Raw genomic sequence first — 26,071 nt, 5'->3', positions numbered from 1 at the left:
GATATCGTCGATCATCGAACTTCAGAACCGTTTGATTGCTCCGCTCGATTTGTGACGGGTCGCTCGTGACTTGTTCGCCTCTTGTGCCTGCGGCACCCAGCCCGGTGGGCTGGGCCACCCGATCAAATATTCCCGGCTCTTCTCCTGACTCCTTCTGGTTCCGGCGGGCGCAGCCCGCCCTACTTGCTAGAGACGCTCTTCACGTCGGCGTATCTCGGTGACTGTGGTGCCGTCGCCTTCCATTTGATTGTGATAACTCACGGCATCTCGCTTGACCCGTTGGACCATGCCGGCGAGGCCGTTCTTGCGGGCGGTACTCAGGTGGACGTCAAGGCCGAGTTTGTCGAAGACCGGCTTCACTTCAGTGTCGAGGACCTCGTTCGGGGTCTTTCCGTCGAACAACGCGAGCAGCACGACGATCAGGCCGCTCACAAGCATGGCATCGCTGTTGGCCCGCACGTGCATCCGACCCTGTTCGTCAAGTTCGGTGGTCATCCAAACCATCGACTGACAACCGTGAACGCGATTTTCTTCGTTCTTCTCCTCGGGCGACAGTTGTTCCAACTCCATACCCAAGTCGATCAGCAGTTCGCAGCGCTCCTCCCAATCGTGGAGAAAGTCGAACTCGTCATACAGTTCGTCGAGGGTCAATTCGGTCGCCGCCTTCAAGGATTCGTCCTTCCATTCGAACGTCGGCGAGCGGAAGCCGACGGAATGATTTTTCGCAAGTGTGACTGTGGAAAAGATTGTAGGGGCGGCCGGGCGGAGTGCCAAGCGTGCTTGCGGAAGAAGCAGGGAGCGAGGAGCACGCACTTCGTATGTGGGAGCAGAAACTACGCGTGTGGGCGATCAGGCGATTCACAAGAACTCTACTCGCTCCGTGCTCTCCGCTCCTCAGCCGCCCTCCGGCGGCGGCTTGTAGAACTTGCTCAGATCGAGTTCCTCCCGCTGTTCGGCTTCGATCAGCTTCATCCGCTTTTCGATCCGCTGCAAGCGTTCTTCAAGGGCGGGATGAAAGACCGGCGTTGACGGTTTGATTGTGGGCCGGGGGACGCGTGGGTAACCGAGTTGACGCTGTAGCGCCGCGAACATGTAGAGCGGATCTTTGCCCCGGTTCGCGTACGCAATCCGGCCTTCATCGCGATCAAACAGTGGCTCTTGCTTCGCCGGCTCTTCCCCGCTGCGGCGGGCACGGTCATCGAGAAACCGCTGTGAGCGGGCGTAAATCATGTCGCTGAATTCGACCGTCCCGACGTTTCGGCGGACCGTGGCGATGAACGTCTTCCAGTTCTCATCAAAAATCGGGTCGGCTTCGATCGCGCGAAGCGCGTGGTCGTAGCCGAGGCGATTCCGCGCGACGCACTCGAACTGATAGATGAAGACGCCGGCGGTCTTCGGCTTCTTCGCCATGTATTTGGCGAGTCGTTCCATCATCGCCAGCGCGACACGCTGATCGAATTTGGTGCGGTCTTCCTCCGACGAGGCCAACAGGAACGTCTGAAACGGTGTGAAGTAGTGCGGTATCCGCGCCGCCGCATCCGAGAGCCGACCGCTGTGAATGACTTCGGTCCGCAGGAAGTCGATCGCCATCGGCAGGTTTGTGGTGGCGAGTGCCTCCTCCTTCAATTGATCAAGTATTTCCTGCGTGGGAACGTTCTGCTTGAGCCGCCGCCGGAATTCCCGGAAGAAGTGTTGCTGTTCGACGTATTCTTCACGTGGGAGCATGGTGCGATCAATGAGCGAGGAGCAATGAGCAGCAACCGATGAAGTCCCATTGTAACACGCCTCTCCCGTTTCGCCGCGACCGACAGGGAGCGCTTCTCCCTAAAGAAGACCACGCAGTGCGATGCGTGGGCTTCTTGATCACGCTTTCACTTCGTTCGGGCAATCGCGGTCGGCGGCGAGGTCGTCAATGTTCGCAAGCGTCGTCTCGGCGATGTTGCCGAGCGCTTCCGCGGTGAAGAACGCCTGGTGCCCCGTGACGAGTACGTTGGGGAACGTCAGAAGCCGGGCGAGCATGTCATCTTGCAGGACTTCGTTGGAGACGTCCTCAAAGAAGACCTCCTCTTCCTCATAGACATCGAGGGCGAGGTGCCCGATTTTCCGTGACTTCAAGCCTTCGATCGCCGCTGGCGTCTCAATAACGGCGCCGCGGCTGGCATTCACGATCATCACGTCGTCGCGCATCTTCTCGATCGCATCGGCGTTGATCAGATGGTGCGTTTCGGGCGTCAAAGGGCAGTGCAGCGTGATGATCCGGCTCTCCCGAAAGAGCCGATCGAGTTCGACGTATTCGCAGCCGAGTTGCTTCACTTCATCGTTCGGAAAGAGGTCATATGCGAGGACCGTGCATCCGAACCCTTTCAGGATGCGGCAGACCTCGATCCCGATCCTCCCTGTCCCGATCACGCCGACCGTCTTGCCGTGAAGGTCGAATCCCAACAGGCCGCGCAGTTCGAAATTGTGTTCGCGCACCCGACTGTAGGCCCGATGCAATTTTCGATTGAGGGCAAGAATCAGCCCGAGCGTGTGTTCGGCCACCGCATGCGGCGAATAGGCGGGCACTCTCACGACTCGAATGCCGCGTCTTTGGGCGGGCTCCAGTTCCACGTTGTTGAACCCGGCGCATCGCAGTGCGATGCCTTTCACCCCGACATCAGCGAGCCGATCAACGATCCCGTCCTTGGCCTCATCATTCACGAAAATGCAAATCGCGTCGGAGCCTTCGGCCAGCCCTGCCGTGTCAGCGTCGAGCCGAGCTTCGAGGTAGGAAATTTCATGACCGCGGTCTTCGTTCGCGGCATCGAGCGCAGTTCGGTCGTAACTTTTTGCGGAAAAGACGGTGAGTTTCATTTCTAGGTGAGAGATTAGTGGTGAGTGGTGAGAGTCTTGGGCGAGCGGAAGGTGTTGACTCTCTCGTGGTGGATTGCTGATTGAGGCAGGGGGGAAAACAGCAGACTGATGCCCGCTGCTCGCCATCTAGGAGACCCGGACCGGCTCGCCCTTCTCCGCGGACAGGTAAATCGCGTCGAGCAACTTTTGGACCTGCAGCGCTTCTTCTGCGGGGGCGGGGGTTTCTTTGTTCTCGATGATCGACTCGACGAAATAGTACATGGAGCTCTTCACATCGTCAGGGGTCGAACTCAGCTTTTGGTCGTATTGATCGCCGTCCTGCTCGAAGAACAGCTCGGCTTCGTATTCATACTTGTCCGGGATATTTCGGTGGACGAGACCGCCGTGGGTGCCGTACAGGCGGGTCTCCATCAGTTCGTAATGCTCGATGTTTGCCGCCCACGAAATCTCCACGGTGAGCATTGTGCCGTTGTTAAACCGGATTGTCGCTGCGGCGAAGTCTTCGACGTCGAATGTCTTTTCGATTTGCTCGGCCACAGGTGCGGTCAGGGCATCCCACGTGTTCGCGATCACCCATTCGGGTTCAGGAAAATCCATCAACCAGAGCGCCATATCAAGCCGATGCACGCCAAGATCGATCAGCGCGCCGCCGCCTGAGAGTGATTTGCGACCGAACCAACCTCCGAAGCCGGGCACTCCGCGGCGACGGTGCCAGACGGTGCGAGCGAAGTAGACTCCGCCGAGCGCTCCGTCGTCGACGCGTTTCTTCAGCGCGATCGCCTGCGGATTGAAGCGATAGCTGAAGTTGATCATCAACCGCCGGTCGCAGGAGCGGGAGGCTTCGATCATCTGCCGGGCTTCATCGGCATTCATGCCAATCGGTTTCTCGCAAAGCACGTGCATCCCGCGACCGAGCGCGGTGACACTCTGCTGCATGTGAAATTTGTTCGGCGTGCAAATACTGACGATGTCGAGATCGTCCTGCCCGAGAAGTTCCTCCGCGCTGGTGTATCGCCGCTTGATGTTGTACTCGCGGCCGACCTCTTCGACCCGGTTCGCGTTCAGATCGGCGATCGCGACCACCTCGGCCTGAGGGTGCTCGCGATAACCCCGGATGTGAGTTTTTCCGATCCCGAGGCCGATGACGCCAATTTTCAGTTTGTCCATACTGCCGTTGCCTACCCTGTCGCTTGGCCTGCCCGGTCTTCCCATCACCACAATGATTGCCGTGGTGATGGCGAGCCGAATTGGGCGATGCTGCGGTCACCGGGCCGGAATCGCAAGACGAATCGGACCGCCGGGACGAAAAACTTGACTCGACCGCCGAAATCACAAGGCCTCAATCCGCAGACCTTACCGGGTGAAGTAACTGCTCGAAGGACACCGTGGCCTTGCATCAGACCGCATTATCCGTATCCTTCTGAGCTTCGCAAAAAGCTGTCAGGATTGAAGACATGAGCACGCTAAAGAAAAATAAGCGGATCAAACGGGCCAAGCAGTACTCGCTGTACGGCGACCTCAAGCCCGGAACGGGCAACAAGAAGGTCGAGTCGGGTAAGCCCAAGTATCTCGGCGGCAACGGTCGAAAGACCCGCGGGATCACGAAGCGGCAGTTCAAGCGGAATCTGCAGACGATCCGCGTCATGGAAGACGGCAAAGTCGTCAAACGGCGAGTGCCTGTGAAGTTGATCCGCAGCGGTGTCGTCGAAAAAGCCGTGAAACGCGAAGCATTCACGATGCCCGAGCAAGGCAAATAGTGGCCCCAAGGGGTTCGCGATGACTCAAAGCCCACGCGTTGCAACGCGTGGGCTTTTTCATTTCTGCGAGGGAATCGCTGCTTCGAAGTACTTCACGAGGTCAGTGCGAAGTTTTTCAAGCGATGGCTCGTGGACATACATCATGTGCCCGGCTTCGTAGTACTCCATCGTGACATGTTCCCGCAGACTGCGGGGTGTGAGATGGTTGAACGTGTATTCGGTGGCGGCGAAGGGCGTCGCCAAGTCGTAGTAACCGTTCGCCACGAAGACCTTGAGAGCCGGATTCTGACGCATCGCCGCGGAGAGCATGTCGGCTGACGTCACGTAGCCATTTTCGCTATCCCAGTCCCAATCGAGACGAGCAAGAATTTCATACGGTTCGTCCCGTTTGACACCCAAGTCTTCGCGGAAGTACTGATTGACGACCGACGTGAACGCCCCGAACAGGGCGGAGCTACTCGCGTCGGTGTCGTAGCGGTCGTCGATCAGGTCGGCGACCGGGCCGGTGTACCGGCTGTCGAAGCGACCGACGCTGACCTGCTGCTCTTCGAGCAATTCCTTCGCGAACCGGCTCATGTCGACGCGGAGGTTGGCGTCGAGGATATATTCGGCATCGAGCCCGGTCAGCTTGGCGAACCGCTCGGCGACGCGTCGCCGCTTCTTCTTTGGCAAATCGGCCCCTTTCAACAGGGCGGTCGCATACTCCCCGAACGCGAATTTGCGGGCCTGTTCAACGGTCTTGGCAAGATCTTTCTGCAAGCCGTCGTCGAGCTGCTCGTGGTACCAAGCCGTCGCCGTGAGCGTTGGCAGAAACAGGATGTAAGGCAGATCATTCGAGCCGGACGCTCGGATCGTGCGAAAATCGAGGACTGATGAGACGAGGACGAGGCCGTTGATCTCCATGCGATAGGTGTTTTGCAGCTCGCGGGCCAGCCCGGCGACTCGGAGCGTGCCGTAGCTTTCGCCAAGCAGGAACTTCGGCGAACCCCAGCGCTCATTTTTCGTCACGAAGAGTTGGATGAATTCGGCCAGCGACTTCAGGTCCTTGCGGAAGCCATAAAAGTCGCCCTTCTTCTTGGGATCGGTCGCCTTGCTATAACCGGTGCCGACGGGATCAACGAAGACGAGATCGGTCACATCGAGGAGCGAAAATTCGTTGTCGATGTATCCGTGCGGTGGCGGCAGCCGGCCGGCGTCGCTGTCGATGACGAGCCGCTTCGGGCCGAGCATCCCCATGTGCAGCCAGACCGAGGCCGACCCGGGGCCGCCGTTAAAGCAGAAAGTGATTGGCCGCTCGGGGGCATCTGCCTCTTGCTTCACGCGGTAATAGGCAAAGAAGATTTTCGCCCGCGGTTCGCCTTTGTCGTCTTTGAGCGTCAGCGTGTCCGGGATCGCCTGATACTCGATCGACTCGCCCGCGATGCGAACGCTCCGAGACTGCGATTTCGGGGAACCATCCGGCTCAGCCGCGGGTTCTGAGACATCCGTGGGGGCTTCCAGCGTGACGGTCACGTCCTCTTGCGCGGTGACGACCGACGGGAAGAGGAATGAAGCGAGAGCAAGGATCAGCCAGAAGCGCATCATGAGGCCCGCTGTTGGAAAAAAGCTCGGTGCGATTTGCGTGGACTGCCCAGCTTAACGGGAAGCGTAGAGCGCAGGAAAGGGGCCGCGCTTCCTGTCGGTCGCGGCTAAACGAAGACCTCGCACATGGGTGCCGAGAGTGTTTTACGTCCGAATCGACAAGTTTGCGTGGAATTTGCACCGCTTGTCGTACCGCCAACGAGCCAAAGTGGACGCGATGCAATGGGCGAGCGGCCCTTTTACTGCGGGGGCGACACGCACCCCGGCACCCGTCTACAGAAGTTCTCAAAGGACCACTAGCCTCTAGCCCCTTGCCCCTGGCCTTTTGCAGCGACCGCAAAGCAATCGGGCGTTTCCCACAGGACGACCTTGTCAACACGTACGTTGAACGGGGCGAGCGCCTTCGGGCAGACTTCCTCGAGCAGGTACTCGGCCATCTTTTCGGCGGTGGGATTGCCGGGGAACAGGAAGACCTTGGTCGGCTCGACACTGCGGACCGCGGCGATCGCGGCTTCATCGTCCCGATTGAGTAGAAATCCGTGATCCCAGTATTCGTCGATCCACCCCTTGAGCCGTGACTTGACCTCGGCGAAGTCGATCACGCGACCGACATCGTCGGTCCCGTCAGCCGTGACTTCGATCTCCGCCACGTAATTGTGGCCGTGCAACCCGGCGCATTTGCCCTCGTGACCGAGCAGGCGATGCCCGGCGCAGAACGAAATGCGCCTCACGACAGACAACGGCATCAGTGCGACTTCTTCCCGTAGACGGCTGCGGGGTCGTAAGCTTTTTCCGATTCCGTCACTTCGAGTTCGGCGTCGCCCGCCGCCTGAGCACCGACCGGGATTCGGCGGTAAAAGCAGGAGCGGTAACCGACATGACAGGCCGCCCCGCCCTTTTGTTCGACCCGCAGCCAGATCGAGTCCTGATCGCAGTCGGTGCGAAGTTCCTTGACGATCTGCGTGTGACCGCTCGTCGCCCCTTTGTGCCACAATTCCTGCCGACTGCGGCTCCAATAGACCGCCTCGCCGATTTCAATCGTCTTCGCGAGTGCCTCAGCGTTCATCCACGCCTGCATCAGCACTTCGCCCGAATCGAAATCGGTCGCGATCGCCGGAATCAAACCCTTCTCGTCAAATTTCGGCGCAAAGGCGGAGCCGGTCTCGATTTGTTCCTTGGAACCTCGATCGGCAAACGCGGAAGCTGTGCTCATCTTTCAATTCTCTTTACTCTCGCGGTAACGCAGCGGTCACTTTACCGTTTGATGCGATGAGATTCCAAGAACGCCATTTTCCGACAGACCGGCCTTCACCGACCCATGCGAACTCTGATCCAACATGCTCATTGCGTTCTCCCCGACGGGACCCGAGAAGCCGACATTCTCATCGAAGACCATCGGATCGAGGCGATCGATCCCGGCGCGGTTCGCGCCGATGTGACATTTGACGCCTCCGGCCGATACCTCATCCCGGGCGTGATCGACGATCAGGTCCATTTCCGGGAACCGGGACTGACCCACAAAGAAGATCTCGCGACCGGCAGCCGGGCGTGCGCGAAAGGGGGAATCACCACTTACTTCGAGATGCCGAACACCAAGCCGACGACCACGACGGTCGAGCGGCTACGCGAGAAACTGCAACTCGCCTCGACGAAATCGCTCGTCAATTACGGCTTCTACATCGGGGCGACACCGGACAATGTCAAAGAACTGAAAAAGGCCACGCGAACGCCCGGAATCAAAATCTTCATCGGTTCGAGCACCGGAAATTTGCTCGTTGACGAACAAGCCGCGCTGGAGTCGATCTTTGCCGAGACGACGTTGCCGATTTGTGCTCATTGCGAAGATGAAGCGACCGTCCGCGAAAATAGCGAGCGACTGGATGGGGGAACCGAATACGCCGACCATTCCAGAATTCGCGACCACAAAGCCGCGGTAATCGCGACATTGAGATCTCTCCAACTGGCAGTCCGCCACAGTCATCGCTTTCACGTCCTCCACGTCTCGACCGCACAGGAAGCCAGGCTGCTCTCCGAAAACTACGGCTTGATCACGGCTGAAGCATGCCCGCATCACCTGTTCTTCAATGTGAACGATTACGAACGGCTCGGGTCGCGGGTGCAGATGAATCCGTCGATCAAGACCGCCGACGACAACGCCGAAATCTGGCGGGCTTTGCTCGATGGGCGCATCCCGGTTATCGCCACGGATCATGCTCCCCACACGCTGGAGGAGAAAGATCAGCCCTACCCGAAATCGCCGTCAGGTCTGCCGGCGGTCGAGAACTCCCTCGCTCTAATGCTCAATCAGGTCAACGAGGGGCGTTGCACTCTTGAGCAAGTCGTGGGTTGGATGTGCGACGCCCCGGCCCGCGTGTGGGATGTCGTCGGCAAAGGTCGTATTCAGGAGGGCTACGATGCCGACCTCGTCTTGATCGACCTTGAAGCATCGCGAACAATTCGCGATGAAGAGCAAGTTACGAAAACGAAGTGGAGTCCGTGGCACGGGCAGACGTTGAAAGGTTGGTCAACTCACACCTGGGTGATGGGTCAACTCGTTTTCGAAGACGGCACGTTTCACGAAGAGGTTCGCGGGTCGGAAGCAAAATTTGACCACGATCGCGGCGGATTCTGGGCGTCGACTGAAGATTGATCCGATCGCCTTTTTGCGTCCGCTCGGAGATTAGTCGTCCACGACTGTCGATACTGAAGAAAGCTCCGCAGGCCCGCGAGGGCTCCGGCTCTTAAGCAATGAACGTCATTTGCCGGTGCGGCAACATGCTGCATTGGCAACGCCCGCGCGAACTGGTGTAATCATGAACGAAGCAGACCGCCGGACGACGACTGCTCGCCTCGCGTTTCCGGCTGTGATGTTTATCGCAGTCATTGCCGTGATCAGCGCCGTCGCCGTATTGCGCCCCCGCCGTTCGGAAGCAGCCGCGCCGGTTGAAAAGGCCCGGATCGTTGCCAGCTTCCCGCATGACCGCGGGGCTTTCTGCCAAGGATTGCTGATCGAGGGAGACACCCTCTATGAGAGCACCGGACAGTACGGCCAATCATCGCTGCGCGAGGTCGAACTGAAATCGGGCAAAGTCAAACGGCTGAAGACACTCAACCAACGGTATTTCGGTGAAGGTCTGGCGTCGCACGGCGATCTCCTCTATCAGCTCACCTGGCAAGCCGGGATCGGCTTCGTCTATGACCGCAAGACTTTGCGCTATGTCAGACCCTTCCGTTACCGCGGCGAGGGCTGGGGGCTGACCTCCGACGGCAAGTCGCTGATCCTCAGCGACGGCTCCCCGACGCTCCGTTTCTACAACCCCAAGACGTTCCGCATATCGAGAAGCCTCACCGTGCGTGACGGAACCCGCGTCGTCGACGACTTGAACGAACTGGAGTTCGTCGAAGGCGAGATATTGGCGAACATCTGGCACAAAAACGGCATCGCCCGGATCAATCCGGAAAACGGTCGCGTGATCGGTTGGATCGACTGCTCGCACCTCGTTCCCAAAGACCTCCGCAGCGATGAGGAAGTGCTTAACGGCATCGCGTACGACGACGAGAGCGAACGACTCTTCGTCACGGGGAAAAATTGGCCTGTGCTTTACGAAATCGAAACGCCCCGCGCGAAATAAGGCCGGCCCGAAATTAACTGAAGCGAAGTACGGTTAAGCATCGCAGCGCCAAGCGGTCCAAGCTCTATTGATGGATGCTTTCGCAAGGCCGCACGCGATGCTTCAAACTGTCAAACGTCGTTTGCAACTTCTCGGACCGCTCTCCCAGACCGATTACTTTTTGACAGCGGTCCTGCTTGCGATCTTCAAGACGTTCACCGAAGCGCTCGGCTTCGTGATTTTCACCGATCGCTTTCCGCCGGTCTGGCAACTCTGGCTTCCCAAATACTCAACATTTGAAACGCTCTTCAGCGGTGCCCCCGACTGGTTTCCTCCGGCCTATTTCGTGTGGAGCATCCCCTTCGCGTTTTTGGCCCTGTCACTGAGCGTCCGCCGGGCGATCGATGCCGGTCTCTCGCCGTGGTGGGGTCTCTGGGCCATCGTGCCCTATGCCAATGTTTTGATGTTTGCGGCCCTCGCCTTCTGGCCGCGAGAGGTGTCATCGATCGAAGGGTCATCGCTCAATGATGAAAACAATCCTGAACAACGGTTGAACGCGGAGACCGAGCGCTGGGAGAAAGCTCACGGCTCGACCGCCGGCACTGACATCATTGCGCTTCTGATGGGCCCGGCGATGGCGCTATTTTCCATGGCCTTCTACGTCTACGGACTGGGCGAGTATGGCATCGCCCTGTTCTTCCTCGCTCCGATTCACGCGGCGGCGTGGACGGCGTTTCTCGTCAACTGCCGCGTCTATCGTGGGTTTTTGCCAAGTCTCGGCTGGGCGATGCTATCAGCCGCGCTCGGCGCCTTCTGCCTGTTGGCGTTCGCTTTGGAGGGAGCGATCTGTATTGCGATGGCCGCTCCAATTGTCGCCATCTTGACGCTGCTCGGGGCGTTACTCGGGTGGACGATCTCGCTGGCCGAGCGACAGGCGTTTCGCAACGACCGATTCTATTCTCTCGCCCCGATCGCACTCGTGCTTCCGGTCGGCGGGATGATCGATGCCTGCATGTTCTCGCCGCCTCTCCGCGCCGTGCGAACGGTGACTATCGTCGATGCCCCGCCTGAAATCGTTTGGCAGAACGTCGTCTCCTTTCCCGATTTGCCCGCCGAGCGCGAGTGGTTTTTCGACCTGGGTATTTCTTGTCCCGTCGGTGCGACGATCGAAGGTCAAGGCGTCGGCGCGGTTCGTCATTGCCGCTTCACTACCGGCACCTTCGTCGAACCAATCACCGCTTGGAACGCCCCGCACCGCCTCGCCTTTGACGTCCGCGAACAGCCCGATCCGATGCGGGAACTCACGCCTTGGGGGCACGTCCACACGCCGCACATGACGCAGGGTCTCGTCTGCGAGCGCGGCGAGTTCCGCCTCGAACCACTCCCCGATGGCCGCACGCAGCTCAGCGGCACCACGTGGTACCGCCTCGGCCTAGCCCCGCACGGCTACTGGACGATGTGGTCCGACGTGATCATCCACCGCATCCATCATCGCGTGCTTAACCACGTCCGAACACTCAGCGAGAGCTCTGAAAACAAGCCGCGCACGAAGTAAGCGGATCTAAACGCGGCCTGACCTCAACTCCACTCCATGCAGCCCCGACCGGCAGGAAGGGGATCACAACGGCCGCACCCCCCAAGCCCGCGGCCTCCCCACTACATAAGGCAATCACAACGCACACCCAAGAGCTGCCGCAGGCACAGAAGCGGGCCATGCCCGCCGCAGGCACGGAAGCGGGCCGTGCCCGCCCGTTTGACCTGGAAATAGCGAACCCGATACAACCTGCGGCGTCTTAATCCCTGGCGACGGACGCGTTGAATTGGTCAGCACACGTCGCAACCCCCATGAACGCCCTTCGTACCGGCGTCAGAATAAGGAGCGATTTGATGATTCAAATTCAACTTCCCGACGGCAACCTTCAAGAGCATCCCGACGACGTCACCGCCGTCAAAATCGCCGAGGGCATCAGCGAACGCCTCGCCCAGCAAGTCGTCGCCGCCGAACTCAACGGCGAGATCAAAGACGCCACCCGCCCCATCGCCGAGCTGACCTCGGCCGACGAGCCGGTGAAGTTCAAGCTGCTCACCGATCGTGACCCCGAGGCCCTTGGCGTTCTAAGGCACTCCGCCGCGCACGTCATGGCCCGCGCCGTCATGCAGCTCTATGAGGGGGTCGGCCTCGCTTTCGGTCCAACCACCTCCACCGGTTTCTACTACGACTTCGACCTCGACCGGCCGATCTCCGAGGAAGACTTTGCGGCGATCGAAGCCGAGATGAAGAAAATCGTTAAAGAGGCCGAGCCGTTCGAGCAGTTCAGCCTGCCGCGCGGCGAAGCCGTCGAGTTCTGCGAGGGCATGAATCAGGAATTGAAGGTCGAGCACATCAACACCGGCCTCGCCGCGCACGAGCAGCTCGGCTTTTACCGCCAGGGCGAATTTGTCGACCTCTGCCGCGGCCCCCACATCCCCCACGCCGGCAAGATTAAGGCCTTTAAACTTCTCTCCGTCGCCGGTGCGCACTGGAAGGGCGACTCATCCGGCAAACCGCTCCAACGCCTCTACGGCACCGCCTTCTTCGACAAGAAGGCGATGAAGGCATATCTGGAACAGGTGGAAGAGGCGAAGAAGCGCGATCACCGAAATCTCGGAAAGAAATTAAATCTCTTCCACATCGACCCCAAGGTCGGCTCCGGCATGGCCCTGTGGCTGCCCAAAGGGGCGACGATCCGCGCGGCCTTGGAAGACTTTTTAAGAGGAGAATTAATTCAGCGGGGTTACACCCCCGTCTACAGCCCGCACCTCGGCCGCGTCGAACTCTACGAAACCAGCGGGCACTTCCCTTACTACCGCGACTCCCAATTCCCCCCGCTCTTCTCGCATCAGGCGGGGCAGGTCGTCGATGAGATCCTGACTCGATTAAGAGAGGCGAGATCGAACCAAGCCGGAGGCATGCCTCCGGGCTTAGATGAGAACGCGATTGACAAACTCGCGATTGCCGCCGAAGTCTTAAACGTCGATCTGAAAGATTTTCGCGCCGCGAAATCGATCGATGACCAAATCGCCGCCCTCGACGAGTGGAACGCCCATCACGAGCGGTTCCTCGTCAAGCCGATGAACTGCCCGCATCATTGCATGATGTATAAGTCGCGGCCCCACTCTTACCGCGAACTGCCGATTAAGCTCGCCGAATTCGGAACCGTCTATCGCTTCGAGCAATCGGGCGAACTCAACGGCCTGTTAAGAGTCCGAGGCTTCACTCAGGACGATGCCCACATTTTCTGCACCCCGGAGCAGGTCGAGGGCGAGTTCCGCGAGACTTTGGAATTGGTACAGGTCGCGCTGAAAAGCGTCGGACTCGACGACTACCGTGTGCAGCTTTCGTTAAGAGATCCCAAGTCCGATAAATACGTCGGCTCGGAAGAGAACTGGTCCAACGCTGAGGCGGCTTTAAGGCGGGTGCTGGAGAACTCCGGTTTGAATTTCACCGCAGAGGAAGGCGAAGCCGCGTTTTACGGACCCAAGGCCGACTTTATGGTGCGCGATGCCCTCGGCCGCGAGTGGCAGCTCGGCACCGTACAGCTCGATTACAACCTGCCCGAGCGGTTTGAGCTGGAATACATCGGCTCCGACAACCGCCCGCACCGCCCGGTGATGATCCACCGCGCCCCGTTCGGCTCACTCGAACGCTTCGTCGGCATGCTCATCGAACACTTCGCCGGGGCCTTCCCCCTCTGGCTCGCCCCGGTCCAGGTCCGCGTCCTGCCGCTGAGCGAAAAGAGTTTCGACTACGCGCAGGAAGTCGCCGCCCAACTCCAAACCGCGGGCTTCCGCACCGAAACCGATCTCCACGACGCCAAACTCCAAGCCAAAATCCGCGAGGCCCAACTGGAGTTGATCCCCTACATGTTCGTCGTCGGCCCCAAAGAAGCCGAACAAGGCACCGTCGCCGTCCGAGACCGCATCGACGGCGACCTCGGCGCGATGGCGTTGGAGGAAGCGATCGCCAAACTCCAAGGCGAAGTCGAGGAGAAGCGCATCCGGCAGGTGGTGAAGAGTGAGTTCAGCGGCTTTGGTGATGATGGGGATGAGGTGAATGAGTATTGAGATTCATCGCGATCGATGCACTTTTTTCGAGTCAATGAAACTATTCGGAGTTGAGATACGCATTATGCGAACTGGTTCTGACGCGACGGCGGGATTGTGCTTGCTGGTTCTCACTTTGATCGTCACGGCGGGAACGGCGGTTAGTGCGGACGATCCGGCTTCAAGGGCGGGTTCGAAACGCCCGAATATCGTCTTAATTCTGGCGGACGATCTCGGCTGGTCCGATTTGGGTTGCTATGGCGGTGAGATTGCGACGCCGCATCTCGACAAACTGGCCTCGAAAGGCCTCCAGTACACGCAGTTTTATAATACTGCGCGGTGCTGGCCGACCCGCGCGGCCTTGATGACGGGATTTTATCCGCAGCAGGTCGGGATGGATCCGATCGCGAAGACCCCCTTCCCGGAGAATCTGCCTTTGTTACCGCACCGGCTGCGGGAACAAAATTATCGCAGTTATCATAGCGGAAAGTGGCACATCTTCCGGGCGGCTCGGGTCGTGAAGGACGGGGGCTTCGATCACTCGTACTGGCTTCGCGACCACAGTCGTTCGTTCACGCCGCAGCGCCATATTTTTGACGATCAGCCCCTCCCCGTGGTCGAACCGGGGAGCGGGTACTACTCCTCCACTGCGATTGCCGACTTCGCGATTCAATTTTTGGAGGAACATACCGAACGCTATTCTGAACAGCCGTTCTTTCTTTATTTGGCGTTCGACGCGCCCCATTTCCCGCTTCACGCCCCCGCCGACGATATCGCAGGCTACGCCGACCGCTATCTCGAGGGATGGGATCGGCTACGAGAGGAACGTGTGGCGAAAATTCGCGAACTCGGCCTCACTGATTCGTCGCCCGCCGAGAGAGAGCCCGGCGTCTTCGCACACTGGAGCATGTCGGAAGAGGAACTTCGGACCCAGATCGATCCGGACGAGACCGGGCGAGCGGTCGCGTGGCAAAAATTGAGCGAAGGCGAGCAACAATTCCAGGCGACGAAAATGGCGATTCACGCGGCCATGGTCGACCGAATGGATCAAGAAGTCGGACGCGTCGTCGATCAAGTTCGGGGGATGGGCAACGGTGGACTGAGCAATACACTCTTCATATTTTTGAGTGACAACGGAGCGAGTGCCGAAATTATCAATCGGGGCGACCGTCACGACAGGAGTGCTTCGCCCGGTTCGGCCGGCTCTTATCTGTGCCTCGGGCCGGGTTTTTCGACCGCGTCCAACACGCCGTGGCGGCGACACAAGTCGTGGGTTCACGAGGGCGGTGTGTCGACCCCGTTAATCGTGAGTTGGCCGACCGGCATTACCGCCGCCGGAGAGCTTCGGACCGCACACGGCCATTGCATCGACCTGTTCGAAACGATTGTCGACATCGCCGGCTGCCCTGAAACAGGGCCGCCATCTCAGGGACTTCCGATGCGGCACGGCGAAAGCCTCGTCACGACCTTTGACGAAGACGTGAGACTGACACGCGAAGAAATCTATTTCCGCCACGGCGGTCATCGAGCGCTCCGCGTGGGTGATTGGAAGGTGCTCAGCGATCGGGATTCCGAAACATGGTCGCTCTTTGACCTGTCCAACGATCGAGCCGAGCAGCACGATCTCGCGGCGGAACATCCTGAACTGACTCAGCGAATGGTCGCACGATGGGAAAGTCTCGACACCGACTTCGAGCAAGACCGGGCACGCGTCGATTGAGGATATCAATCCAGAAAAGTTCTTGCGTCCGAGCGCTGTGCGACCGATGCCGCAGGCACTCGCCGGTGGTTGCGGGTGATTTCAAGTCCGGGTCTCCGACTGCGGCGCACGGGCAAACCCGGTGCGGCCCGATTTCCGCGCAACCTTCTCCCGTGTGGTAGAGGAAGGGTGCACCACCTCTTTTCACCCCGCCGGTGGGTGCGGCCGAGTGGCTGCAGTTGGCCCATGCGGCGGATGATGCCGCGGCATACGGCCCGGACGCGTTCGGATTTTTTCAGTCGAGAGTCAAGAGAAGAGACCAGAATCGAGAGGAGCCGAAAGCGAGCGTGATAAGAACTGACAGACGGTGATTTATCGCGATTTCATAGCGGATCGTCGACTCGGTGAGTAAGTTGGGTGGTCTTCGGACCACTTGCGCTCATCGAGGGAAGTCGCGTTATGCGAAAATTGATTGTCGTTGCTCTCGCGTGCCTCGTCACTGGCTCGGCGGTTTTCGCCGCCGAGGACCGGCCCAACTTCTTGATCATCTTTATCGACGACATGGGCTATGGCGATCCCGGTTGCTACGGCGGCACCGCGGCACCGACGCCGCATATCGACGCACTGGCAGCGGAAGGGACGCGGTTTACGTCCTTCTATGCTCAAACCGTCTGCGGGCCTTCGCGTGGGGCGTTGATGACCGGCCGGTACCCCGTACGCGTTGGCGGAGGATGGACCACGAACGCCGAAGAGGTCACCGTCGCCGAGATCTTACAGCAAGCCGGTTACACCACCGGATGCGTCGGCAAATGGGACATGTCGGCCCGCAGGTACCAAGAAAAACTGGTGCCTAATTCGCAGGGATTCGACTACTACTTCGGACCGCTCGGGGCCAATGACCAGAATCGAGTAACGCTCTACCGCAATCGGGAAGAACTCGAAACGTCGAATGACATGGCCGCCCTGACGCGACTTTATACGGATGAGAGCATCGAATTTTTAAAGCGTCATAAGGACGAGCCATTCTTTCTCTATCTCGCACACACGATGATGCACGTCGTAATCGACGCGTCTCCTGAATATCGCAACCGCACCGGCAACGGGCTTTACGCCGACACTCTATTAGAACTCGATACGGAAATCGGACGCCTGCTCAAGACTCTTGAGGAACTGGACCTTGATGAAAACACCCTGGTGCTGTTTACCTCAGACAACGGCCCTTGGTCGAACGATCACAAACGCCAGCGGGCTAAAAACGCAAAGTACATTGAATGGACCGATGGACCTGAGATTCCGTGGGGAAGTTCAGGGCCTCTGCGCGGTGCGAAGGGTTCGACATGGGAGGGTGGCCTACGCGTGCCCGCAATCGTCCGCTGGCCCGGCCATGTTCCTGCCGGACGCACCAGCGATGCCATGATCTCGACGCTCGACGTGCTACCCACGTTTGCTTCGTTGGCGGGGGCGGCCGACCATGTTCCGACTGACCGCGTGATCGACGGCGTCGATCAACGAGACCTCCTCGTAGGCGGTAGCGAAAAGGGTGCAAGAGACGAGTTTCACTATTACGCTAGCGGCGAACTGCAAGCCATCCGCAAGGGTGATTGGAAGCTGCGGCTTCCCGGGATTAAGAAAATTCGCAAATGGTCAGAGTTAGATCGCGGAACGCAGGAGGCGGAACTATATCAGTTGGCTGACGATCCGGGCGAAGCTGACAATCTCGCGGCTGAGAACCCGGAACTTGTCAGAAGGCTGACAGAACTCGCCGATGCCGCGAAGAGCAATTAACGCATTGCACACTCGTTAATGTAACTCACTTGAGTCGCCTTTCGGCCTACCGATTTGTCCGACGGATACCCGCGATGAAACCAAGCGCACTTCTCCTATTTGCTTTAGTGGCTGTTAGCAACGCTCTCGCAGAAGCTCGCTCGGCAGCCGCGGCGAACGTTGTTAGCGCAGACGTTGTCGTTTACGGGGCCACTCCCGGTGGATTTTGCGCGGCAATCGCTGCCGCGCGGGAGGGGGCGTCGGTCATTCTGCTTGAGCCGACCGATCACATTGGTGGCATGATCACCGGGGGCCTGAGTCATTGCGACTCAAATCAAATGGCCCGCAGCACTGTGATGGGATTGTTTCACGAATGGCACGTGCGGGTGGTGAAGGACTACACCGACCGTGGTCTTAAAGCCCCCTACGATCCAAGAGTGAAAGATCAATCGCGGTGGACTTATGAGCCACACGTGGCGATGCGAGTGACGAAAGCGATGCTCGACGAAGCAGGAGTCACTGTCTTAACGAGACGCTACCTTGAGTCGGTTAATATATCTGATCGCCGCATCACCGGCTTAGCCACCAAGGACGGCACCTTCGCGGCGGACGTGTTTGTGGACGGCACCTATGAAGGCGACTTGATGGCCGCCGCGGGGGTTGAGTGGACAATTGGTCGTGAGGGCCGCGAGGAATTCGGCGAATCGCTCGCGGGCAAGCGGTATCCCAAGCCAAAGATGAAGATCGATGGCTTCGATAACGTGGGCAATTTATTGCCGCTTGTCACAACGAAGGAAGCCGGAGCCGACCAAGCAGGCGACAACAATATCATGACCTATAGCTTCCGGTTGTGCCTGACACGTGATGCGGACAATCGTGTCCCCCTTCCCGAACCTGAGGAATATGACCCGTCAGAGTTTGAAGTCTTGCGCCGGGCTTTTGCAGCGGGATTCGACAACATTCGTATGGACATCTACCCGATCCCCGGCGGCAAGTTCGACGGCAACAATTCAATTCATGGCCAGTTCTCGATCGGCTTGGTCGGTGGCGGTACCGAATGGCATTCCGCCGACGAAGCACAGCGGAAAGAGATTTGGGAAGCCCACAAGGAATACACGCTCGCATTATTGCATTTTCTTAAGACGGACCCGACTGTGCCGGACAAAATTCGAAGTCGCTACGCGGGGCTCGGCTTTTGTAAAGATGAATTCGCGAGTTACGACCATTTCCCTCCTGCTCTCTACGTGCGCGAGTCGAGGCGGATGCGGGGTCGCTACGTGATCAGCCAGGCGGATATTCTTCAGTCACCCGAGAAAGAAGACCCCATCGCCGTTTCCTCCTTCCCGATCGACTCACACGATTGTCAGCGAGTCGCGGTCGAAGGTGGAGGGGTAATTAACGAGGGAACGATTTACCCCGTCCGGAATAAAGAAACCGGGATCGGCTTTGTCTATCACGTTCCCTATCGGTCGATTCAACCGAAGCGTGCCCAGTGTGAGAACCTACTCGTGCCCGTGGCGCTTTCCTGCACGCACGTCGGAATATCATCACTAAGAATTGAAGGGGCGTGGATGGTCATCGGCCAAGGAGCCGGCGTTGCGGCGGCGATGGCCGCAGAGCAAGACGTCGCCGTGCAGGATGTTGACTACGCCAATCTCCGCGAGCGATTGATCCGGCAAAAACAGGTTCTCGAACTTCCCGTTAATTAAGAACCGTTTTCGGATCCATCGCAGTCGAAACTTCGCAAATCTGTTTCGCCCGTAAGTGGCTACTTCGCTAACTCTGCCCACAGGGCGGCACTGGCGTGAATTCCTCGCTGGAAATCTTTGAGTGAGAATCGTTCATTAGGGCTGTGGAGATTATCGGTGTTCTGGCCCCACCCCAACAGGAGAGTGTCGACGTCAAGAATACTTTTCAGAGAAGCGACGACCGGAATGGAGCCACCTTCGCGGATTAATACCGGCGGTTTTCCGAAAGCACGATCGATGGCCGTGCTGGCGGCCGCCATCGCCGGGTGATCCGGGTCCATCACAAACGCCGGAGCGCCGTGATACGTCATAAAGCTCATCGTGACCCCGTCGGGGAGTCTGTCTTCGAGATGCCTCTTCAGTGCGTCCAGGATTGCCTCAGGCTTTTGATCCGGGACCAGCCGACAGGTGATCTTGGCGGTCGCCTTGGAGGGCACGATTGTCTTAGGGCCTTCGCCCGAATAGCCGCCGAACAGACCGTTGACATCGCACGTCGGACGAGCCCAACGCCGCTCCGTCGTGGTGAAGCCGGCTTCGCCGCGAGGGGCTTTCACACCGATATTGTTACAAAATGTTGCTTCGTCGAACGGGAGATCGGCAAACGCCTGCCGTTCCTGATCCGTTAACGAGCGCACATCGTCATAGAAGCCTTCGACGGTCACGCGACCATCGGCATCGTGAAGCGATCCGATTAATGTCGCCAGTTCGTTGCACGGGTTGGCAATCGCACCGCCGAAGATTCCGCTGTGAAGATCTTGCGACGGCCCGGTCAGTGTCACTTCACAGGCGACAATGCCCCGCAGACCGTACGTGATCGCAGGAATGTCGGGTCCGTACATACTGGTATCGCTGATGACAGCGACATCGGCTTTTAATTTCTCGCGATGATCCTTCAGGAACTGATCGAGGTTGTCGCTCCCGACTTCTTCCTCGCCCTCGATGACAAAAACCACGTTAATCGGGGGGTGTCCGGCAGCCTTTGTCCAAGCATCGACGGATTTAATATGCGTCAGCATCTGCCCCTTGTCGTCGGTCGCCCCTCTGGCATAAATGCGGCCGTCGCGAATTGTCGGCTCGAACGCGGGCGTCTCCCACTCATCCAACGGATCGGGCGGCTGGACGTCGTAATGCCCATAAACGAGCACCGTGGAAGCTCCCGGCACTTCCGGAGAACGACCGAGGACTATTGGAAAGCCCGCAGTGCTAATAATTTCGGCTGAGCAGCCTGCCGCCTCAAGTTGCTCGGCGGTCTCGGCCGCCGCACTGAGACAATGGTCATGAAATGCCGTGTCGGCGCTGACACTTGGAATTCGAAGCAGCGCTTTTAAATCCTCGACGTAGCGATCGGCGTCCTGCGCAAGGATTGATTCCACCGAAGCCATTGAATCGGCCATGCTGAATCCATTCTGGATACGATTAAGAGGAAAAACGCAGGGAGTGCGAATTGATCAGACAGATAGCAACATGGGATGAGGCTCTCAAGTTGGAGCTAGAGTTCGCGACTCTCAGTCCTCCAGAACCTCGACCTCTCCGCTAAAGTCTTCCACGTCACCCGCGTCGTCGCTGGTTGCAAGTGTCTGCTTAAATTGCTTCATGCCCTTCCCATCAGCATTCGGCTGCCCGCCGGCGAAGACGAAGCGAGAGTCGCCGACCGTTATCTCGTCGCCTTGCTCCAGTGTTTCTTCGCGATCGACATGTCGACCGTTGACGCGAACGCCGTTGGTGCTGCCGAGATCACGGATGAGGAAGGTTTCGTTGACCTGCACGACGCAGCAGTGCCGCCGCGAAACTCGTTCGCTCTCTCCGACAGAGATGTCGCAATCGGGGTGTCGACCGATCAGGATCACGGCTCGATTGAGCAGGATCGGTTTCCCGTTGGGCTGCGGGATGAGGTAATGCTTCATGGGCGTTCTCGGCGATAGCGAATCGCGAGCTCAGATCGAATCGATCTTCGCCGCGACGATGAAATCGTTCTCGGAAAGCCCTCCGATGGCATGTGTCGACAAATCGATGCGGACGTTGCGATAACCGGTCAGGTGTAAATCGGGATGATGCTGCTCCGCTTCGGCGACGTCCGCGACCTGCTTGAAGAAGTCGATCGCAGAGACGAAATCGCCTCGGTTCCACTTCTTGCTGATCACCGTGGCGTCATCACTCAACTGCCATCCATCAAGCGACTCCAACTGCTCTTTGGCCTCGGCGGCAGACATCTTTTCAACACCCCCTTCGCAAGGCTTGCAGCTTCCCTGGCGAAGTTGGTCGGCGGTTTGGACGGCCATGTCTCTATCTCGTTCAACGCTGTTTCGGATTCTCGGCTGAGAAACAAGACAACGCCTGCGGCGGCGTCTCGTTCAATCTCGACGTACCCAACGTACCAATCTCGCCCGGCTCATTCAGCCAACCAATCGCCGAATTCTCGATTTTGCGTCCACCTCGGAGCAAAATTTTTCGATCTTGCCGGTCGTCGAATATTCGACGTAAACAACTTGACAATAACAGGTTAAGCGAGACAATGTTCTGCATGGCCCGTTTTGAGGGTCTTTCCGCCCGAAATTCGGACGAATCACGACCTGCCTTGGCGGGTCTACTAGTGATGGAGTTGGTCAAGCAACGCCAAGGTCGATTCGACTTTCGACGCATGCGATCGGGATGATTGCCGTCGCGGGTTCCGATATTGCAGACCTCCGGCCAGTTTCCGTCAATTGCAAGCAATTTACGCTTTCATCAGCCAACGCTCATGCCCAAATTTGCAATGCAAACTCGATTTGGAATTCTTCAAACCGCTGTTGTCCTCAGCGTGGCGGCGATCGGCATTTGCCACGCATCGTTCGGATTCGCCCAAAGCGAATCTGCATCGGTCAGCGAGTCACCGATTAGCGAGTCGTTGACCGATGCAGAAGTGATTGCGGAGATCAATCGTCTGATCGAGCAATCGTGGACCGACAACGAAGTCGAGCCCAGCGCGATGGCGGACGATTTTGAATGGGCCCGCCGGGCTTATCTGGATACGGTCGGTCACATTCCGCCGGGGGACGAGATTGAGCAATTCGTGGCCTCCGAAGGCCGCGCCAAGCGGGCTCAGCTCATCGAAAAGCTACTCGACGATCCGGCGTATGTGCGATTTTGGACGACAAACTGGACGAATCTCGCGATCGGTCTGGGCAACCCCGATGGCGTGAGCCGGTTAGGCATGCGGCGATTCTTCCGCGAAGTATTCGGCAAGAATCGTCCGTGGGATGAAGCGGTCTACGAATTGATTTCGGGCTCGGGTCACTACGAACTCAACGGCGAAGTCAACTTTCTATTGGCGCAGGACATTCGGGAAGATGAAGGGGTGCGGGCCACCGCGAACGCCACGCGGTTGTTCCTCGGGATCCAAGTGCAATGTACGCAGTGCCACAACCATCCGTTCAACGATTGGAAGCAGGATCAGTTCTGGCAGTTCAATAGTTTCTTCCGGCAGACACGTTCGGAGGAATTCGAGCGGTACGACGAAACGTCGGGCCAAATGGTCACAGACTACGTCGAGTTGAAAGACGCGACGGACGACCCGCGGGCGGCCGGTCCTGTGTTCTTCGAAAAACGCAGCGGGCTGATGCAAGTCGCCTTTCCGACCTACTTCGGCGTGGAAGTCGATCCGTCCGAGGGGACGAATCGACGGTCCGAGTTGGCACGCCTGATGATCTCCGAGCAGGCCGATCCGCTGGTCGCGAAGGCGTTCGTCAATCGCACGTGGGGACACTTCTTTGGGTACGGATTTACTCGCCCGGTCGACGACATGGGCCCTCACAATCCGCCGTCGCACCCCGTGTTGCTCGACTATTTGACGGAGCAGTTCGTCGAGGCCGACTATGACGTGAAACGGCTGATTCGCTGGATCACGAACAGCCGCGCCTATCATTTGACCAGCCAATTCAACGAGAACAACACATACGACAATCCGGCAGCCGGCGAGACGCCGTTATTCAGCCACATGTATGTTAAGCGGATGGGTGCCGAGCAGCTCTATGATTCGCTGATTATCGCGACGGAAGCTCACAAATCAGGCCGAACGAGTTGGGACGCCGCCGAGCAGCAGCGCCAGCGATGGCTGCAGCAATTCGTGGTCGCCTTCGGAAATGACGAAGGAACCGAAGCGACGACATTTGACGGCACGATTCCGCAGGCATTGATGTTGATGAATGGCGAACTCATCCGAGAAGCGGTCAGCGCCGAGCCGGGCAGTTTCCTGCACACGGTCATGACCGATTCGAAGAATCATCCCGAAGCGATCGGCCGAATCTATCTGGCCTCACTGGGTAGACCGGCGAGCGGGTCGGAACGAAATACCGCAATGAAGCTGATCCGCGGCAGCGAGACGCCGCTGGCGGGATATCAGGACCTCTTCTGGGCGCTGCTGAACAGCAACGAGTTCATCTTTATTCGATAGCTCAATACGAGAAGAGAGAAGCGGTGAGCGAGAAGCGACAGGAGGCTGATTGGCCGACTTTTGCGTTCGAGAGATTGGATGCATGGCAGGTAGCGATGTCGTTTGCCGACGAGGTCTATCGAGTCACCCGAAAGTTTCCAAATTCTGAACAGTTCGGATTGGTCAGCCAGATGCGGCGGGCAGCAGTCTCGGTTGGTGCGAATATCGCCGAAGGGAATGCAAGAACTGGTCCGAGAGACGAGATCAGGTTTCTTGAAATCTCATATAGTTCACTGATGGAGGTAATTTCGCACTCAGTAATCGCTCATCGACAAGGTTTCCCTTCCGATAGCGATTGTTGCGTGTTGAGACAGACTGCGTTTCGTTGCTGCCAACTGATAAGTGGACTGCGTAGAAGCAAGACTTAGTCGAAGCGAAACGGAATCGGGTAGTGCTGAAATCGCTTCGCGCTTCTCCCTCATCGCTTCTCGAACGATAAGATAACAACAACTAGACTTTCTGGAGAAACCAATGAATCTTCCCACTCCTTCCGGCATGGACCGTCGCCACTTTATGCGGCATCTGGCGACGGCGGCCGCGACGGTCCCGACGCTCGAGTTTATTTCGCACGTCAAAGCGAATGCGGCTGAGGTTCGTAAGAAGCAAAAAGCCTGCATCTTGATGTGGCTCGGTGGCGGTGCCCCGACCATTGATATTTGGGACCTGAAGCCGGGCAGCAAGAACGGCGGCGAGTTCAATCCGATCTCGACTAAGGGCGATCTCCAGATTTCGGAGCACATGCCCAAGACGGCCATGCAGATGGACAACCTCTCGGTCGTCCGCAGCATGAGCACTCGCGAAGCTGATCACACACGTGGTCGCTATTACATGCACACGGCCTACGTGCCGAATCCGACGGTCGTGCATCCGGTCTTCGGTAGCGTTGTTAGCTATGAACTTGGAAGTGCTCGCAGCGAACTCGAGATTCCGTCGTTCATCAGCATTGGTGGCGCGGCCGGCAGCCCCGGCTTCCTCGGGATGGCCCATGCCCCGTTCACCGTTGATAGCAACGGGCGAATCCGTAATGCCAACATGGACAGTATGGATCAGCAACGGCTAAAGAATCGGCTGGCGATGCTCGATGTCGTCGAGAACAACTTCATTAATTCGAATCGCGGTGATAGCCCCTTGGCTCACCGGCAGGTCTATGAGAAGGCCGTCAATCTCATGACGTCCTCTCAAATGGACGCGTTCAAAGTCGAACAGGAGTCCTCCGAAACGCAGGCGTCCTACGGGACATCGCAGTTCGGTCGCGGACTGCTTATGGCTCGGCGACTTGTCGAAGTGGGCGTTCCATTTATCGAAGTCAACATGGGCGGCTGGGACCTGCACAACAACGTCTTCCAGACATTGCGTGACCAACGACTGCCGCAGCTCGACCAAGGAATCTCGGCGCTCGCCGCGGACCTGAAACAGCGTGGTATGGCCGATGATGTCGTACTTGTGTGCATGGGTGAATTCGGACGAACTCCGCGTATTAACCAGAACGTCGGCCGTGATCACTTTGCCGCGGCGTGGAGTGTGATGGTCGGCGGCGGCGGTCTTAATGGCGGTGTTGCCGTCGGTGAGACTGACGCGGACGGCGTTCGCGTCGTCGGTAAGAGCTATCAGCCCGGAGACATCTGGGCGACCGTTGCTCACGCCCTCGGCATTCCGCTCGACACGGTTCACACGAGCAAGCGTGGTCGTCCGATGCGAATCGCTAACGGCGGTCAGCCGATCCAGGATTTGATTGGTTAAGAACACGGTCGTTCGAAAGAACTATTCAGCGGGCCCGCGGGAAGCCGACCTTTTCGGCTTCCCGCGTTTTTGCACCTTACGGTTGACCGGGTATCGACAACCTCACTTGGTATTCCGACTGTTGATTAAGATTCAGAGCGTATGAGTACGTCCTCGGATGCGCAAGGTCATTCCGGGGCCGATTTCGTCGGTCCCGATCGGCAAGCGGGTGATGACACTCGCTTTGCACCCGGCGATGAATTTATCGGACTGTTCACCAAGAGTCAGCGTCGACTCTACCTGTTCATTCTGAGTCAGGTGGGCCGCCCAAACGATGCCGAAGAGATTCTGCAAGAGACGAACATCGTCATCTGGCGGAAGGCTTCAAAGTTCGAACTCGGTTCTAATTTCTTCGCGTGGGCATCACGCATCGCGGTTTACGAAGTTCTGAAGCACCGAGAACGAAAAGGCCGGGACAAACTACATTTCAGTCCCGAGTTCGTGGAATCGATCACCGAAGAGGCTGAGGCAATCTCGCTTGTTTATGAAGAGCGACGAAAGGCTCTCGCAACCTGTCTTGAGAAGCTTCGACCGAACGACCGGGAACTAATTACTCGGCGATATGCCCCAGGAAAATCAGGGAAAGACATCGCCGAGACACTCGGCCGACCGGTGAATGCGGTTTATCAGTCGATCGGGCGTGTTCGTCGCCAACTGCTGGAGTGCATCAATCGCGAAGTTAAATCGGTATTAGAACCGAACTATCCGACCGGCAATGAGGTTTAAGA

At 58.1% G+C, this 26,071-nt stretch carries 21 protein-coding genes and 1 pseudogene; 12 read left to right on the top strand and 10 right to left on the bottom strand.

Going from position 1 to position 26,071, the window contains the following annotated elements; translation table 11 throughout:
* Nucleotides 1–186 precede the first annotated feature (186 nt).
* The 4 genes from Pan189_RS10405 to Pan189_RS10390 all read right to left on the bottom strand — a co-directional run bounded on the left by Pan189_RS10405 (nt 187) and on the right by Pan189_RS10390 (nt 4,020).
* Nucleotides 187–669 (bottom strand): SufE family protein, encoded by a 483-nt coding sequence (locus Pan189_RS10405; RefSeq protein ID WP_145363853.1) that lies wholly within the window; start codon nt 667–669, stop codon nt 187–189.
* Between the two features lie 225 nt (nt 670–894).
* Nucleotides 895–1,725: a hypothetical protein gene (locus Pan189_RS10400; RefSeq protein ID WP_145363852.1), complete on the bottom strand. Its 831-nt coding sequence runs from the start codon at nt 1,723–1,725 to the stop codon at nt 895–897.
* Nucleotides 1,726–1,863: 138 nt separating this feature from the next.
* Complete coding sequence (locus tag Pan189_RS10395) at nt 1,864–2,853, bottom strand: 2-hydroxyacid dehydrogenase (protein ID WP_145363851.1); 990 nt, start codon at nt 2,851–2,853, stop codon at nt 1,864–1,866.
* Nucleotides 2,854–2,979: 126 nt separating this feature from the next.
* Nucleotides 2,980–4,020, bottom strand: a complete 1,041-nt coding sequence (locus Pan189_RS10390) for a Gfo/Idh/MocA family protein (protein WP_145363850.1) — start codon at nt 4,018–4,020, stop codon at nt 2,980–2,982.
* Nucleotides 4,021–4,307: 287 nt separating this feature from the next.
* Between Pan189_RS10390 and Pan189_RS10385 the strand changes: the two genes are divergently transcribed.
* Entirely contained in the window at nt 4,308–4,610 is a 303-nt protein-coding gene (locus tag Pan189_RS10385; RefSeq protein ID WP_145363849.1) for a L28 family ribosomal protein, read from the top strand.
* Between the two features lie 57 nt (nt 4,611–4,667).
* On the opposite strand, the gene Pan189_RS10380 is transcribed toward Pan189_RS10385, so the two are convergent.
* The 3 genes from Pan189_RS10380 to hisI form a co-directional block, all read right to left on the bottom strand.
* Nucleotides 4,668–6,194, bottom strand: coding sequence for a S10 family peptidase (locus tag Pan189_RS10380; RefSeq protein ID WP_310820316.1), 1,527 nt, complete (start codon nt 6,192–6,194; stop codon nt 4,668–4,670).
* Between the two features lie 293 nt (nt 6,195–6,487).
* Nucleotides 6,488–6,937: a 6-pyruvoyl trahydropterin synthase family protein gene (locus Pan189_RS10375; RefSeq protein WP_145363847.1), complete on the bottom strand. Its 450-nt coding sequence runs from the start codon at nt 6,935–6,937 to the stop codon at nt 6,488–6,490.
* Nucleotides 6,937–7,404, bottom strand: coding sequence for a phosphoribosyl-AMP cyclohydrolase (gene hisI, locus Pan189_RS10370; RefSeq protein WP_145363846.1), 468 nt, complete (start codon nt 7,402–7,404; stop codon nt 6,937–6,939). Before hisI ends, Pan189_RS10375 begins: the two co-directional genes overlap by 1 nt.
* A gap of 105 nt (nt 7,405–7,509) precedes the next feature.
* Between hisI and Pan189_RS10365 the strand changes: the two genes are divergently transcribed.
* From Pan189_RS10365 to Pan189_RS10335, 7 genes and pseudogenes are all read left to right on the top strand, one after another.
* Entirely contained in the window at nt 7,510–8,841 is a 1,332-nt protein-coding gene (locus Pan189_RS10365) for a dihydroorotase (RefSeq protein WP_145363845.1), read from the top strand.
* Nucleotides 8,842–9,004: 163 nt separating this feature from the next.
* Nucleotides 9,005–9,823: a glutaminyl-peptide cyclotransferase gene (locus tag Pan189_RS10360; protein WP_310820315.1), complete on the top strand. Its 819-nt coding sequence runs from the start codon at nt 9,005–9,007 to the stop codon at nt 9,821–9,823.
* 70 nt (nt 9,824–9,893) lie between these two features.
* Complete coding sequence (locus Pan189_RS10355) at nt 9,894–11,357, top strand: DUF805 domain-containing protein (RefSeq protein ID WP_310820314.1); 1,464 nt, start codon at nt 9,894–9,896, stop codon at nt 11,355–11,357.
* Nucleotides 11,358–11,689: 332 nt separating this feature from the next.
* The gene (gene thrS, locus Pan189_RS10350) at nt 11,690–13,906 is read left to right on the top strand and encodes a threonine--tRNA ligase (protein WP_145363843.1); all 2,217 of its coding nucleotides are present in this window, start codon (nt 11,690–11,692) and stop codon (nt 13,904–13,906) included.
* 64 nt (nt 13,907–13,970) lie between these two features.
* Entirely contained in the window at nt 13,971–15,605 is a 1,635-nt protein-coding gene (locus Pan189_RS10345; RefSeq protein WP_145363842.1) for an arylsulfatase, read from the top strand.
* A 438-nt stretch (nt 15,606–16,043) separates the two neighbouring features.
* The gene (locus Pan189_RS10340; RefSeq protein ID WP_145363841.1) at nt 16,044–17,369 is read left to right on the top strand and encodes a sulfatase family protein; all 1,326 of its coding nucleotides are present in this window, start codon (nt 16,044–16,046) and stop codon (nt 17,367–17,369) included.
* 74 nt (nt 17,370–17,443) lie between these two features.
* Nucleotides 17,444–19,048, top strand: a pseudogene (locus tag Pan189_RS10335) (FAD-dependent oxidoreductase); the annotation flags it as partial.
* A gap of 68 nt (nt 19,049–19,116) precedes the next feature.
* Here Pan189_RS10335 and Pan189_RS10330 read toward each other — a convergent pair.
* From Pan189_RS10330 to Pan189_RS10320, 3 genes are all read right to left on the bottom strand, one after another.
* The gene (locus Pan189_RS10330) at nt 19,117–20,490 is read right to left on the bottom strand and encodes a dipeptidase (protein ID WP_145363839.1); all 1,374 of its coding nucleotides are present in this window, start codon (nt 20,488–20,490) and stop codon (nt 19,117–19,119) included.
* A gap of 111 nt (nt 20,491–20,601) precedes the next feature.
* A complete protein-coding gene (locus Pan189_RS10325) occupies nt 20,602–21,000 on the bottom strand; it encodes an FHA domain-containing protein (RefSeq protein WP_145363838.1) in 399 nt (132 codons plus the stop codon).
* Nucleotides 21,001–21,030: 30 nt separating this feature from the next.
* Nucleotides 21,031–21,375: a 4a-hydroxytetrahydrobiopterin dehydratase gene (locus Pan189_RS10320; protein WP_145363837.1), complete on the bottom strand. Its 345-nt coding sequence runs from the start codon at nt 21,373–21,375 to the stop codon at nt 21,031–21,033.
* Nucleotides 21,376–21,848: 473 nt separating this feature from the next.
* Between Pan189_RS10320 and Pan189_RS10315 the strand changes: the two genes are divergently transcribed.
* The 4 genes from Pan189_RS10315 to Pan189_RS10300 all read left to right on the top strand — a co-directional run bounded on the left by Pan189_RS10315 (nt 21,849) and on the right by Pan189_RS10300 (nt 26,069).
* Entirely contained in the window at nt 21,849–23,525 is a 1,677-nt protein-coding gene (locus Pan189_RS10315) for a DUF1549 and DUF1553 domain-containing protein (protein WP_310820313.1), read from the top strand.
* A gap of 23 nt (nt 23,526–23,548) precedes the next feature.
* Nucleotides 23,549–23,932, top strand: coding sequence for a four helix bundle protein (locus Pan189_RS21675; RefSeq protein ID WP_375154873.1), 384 nt, complete (start codon nt 23,549–23,551; stop codon nt 23,930–23,932).
* Nucleotides 23,933–24,035: 103 nt separating this feature from the next.
* Nucleotides 24,036–25,304: a DUF1501 domain-containing protein gene (locus tag Pan189_RS10305; RefSeq protein ID WP_145363835.1), complete on the top strand. Its 1,269-nt coding sequence runs from the start codon at nt 24,036–24,038 to the stop codon at nt 25,302–25,304.
* 141 nt (nt 25,305–25,445) lie between these two features.
* A complete protein-coding gene (locus Pan189_RS10300) occupies nt 25,446–26,069 on the top strand; it encodes a sigma-70 family RNA polymerase sigma factor (RefSeq protein ID WP_145363834.1) in 624 nt (207 codons plus the stop codon).
* Nucleotides 26,070–26,071 lie beyond the last annotated feature (2 nt).

Origin of the sequence: Stratiformator vulcanicus, from assembly GCF_007744515.1 — a bacterium.
GTDB classification, from domain to species: domain Bacteria; phylum Planctomycetota; class Planctomycetia; order Planctomycetales; family Planctomycetaceae; genus Stratiformator; species Stratiformator vulcanicus.
This window is presented reverse-complemented; position numbering and strand designations above follow the sequence as displayed.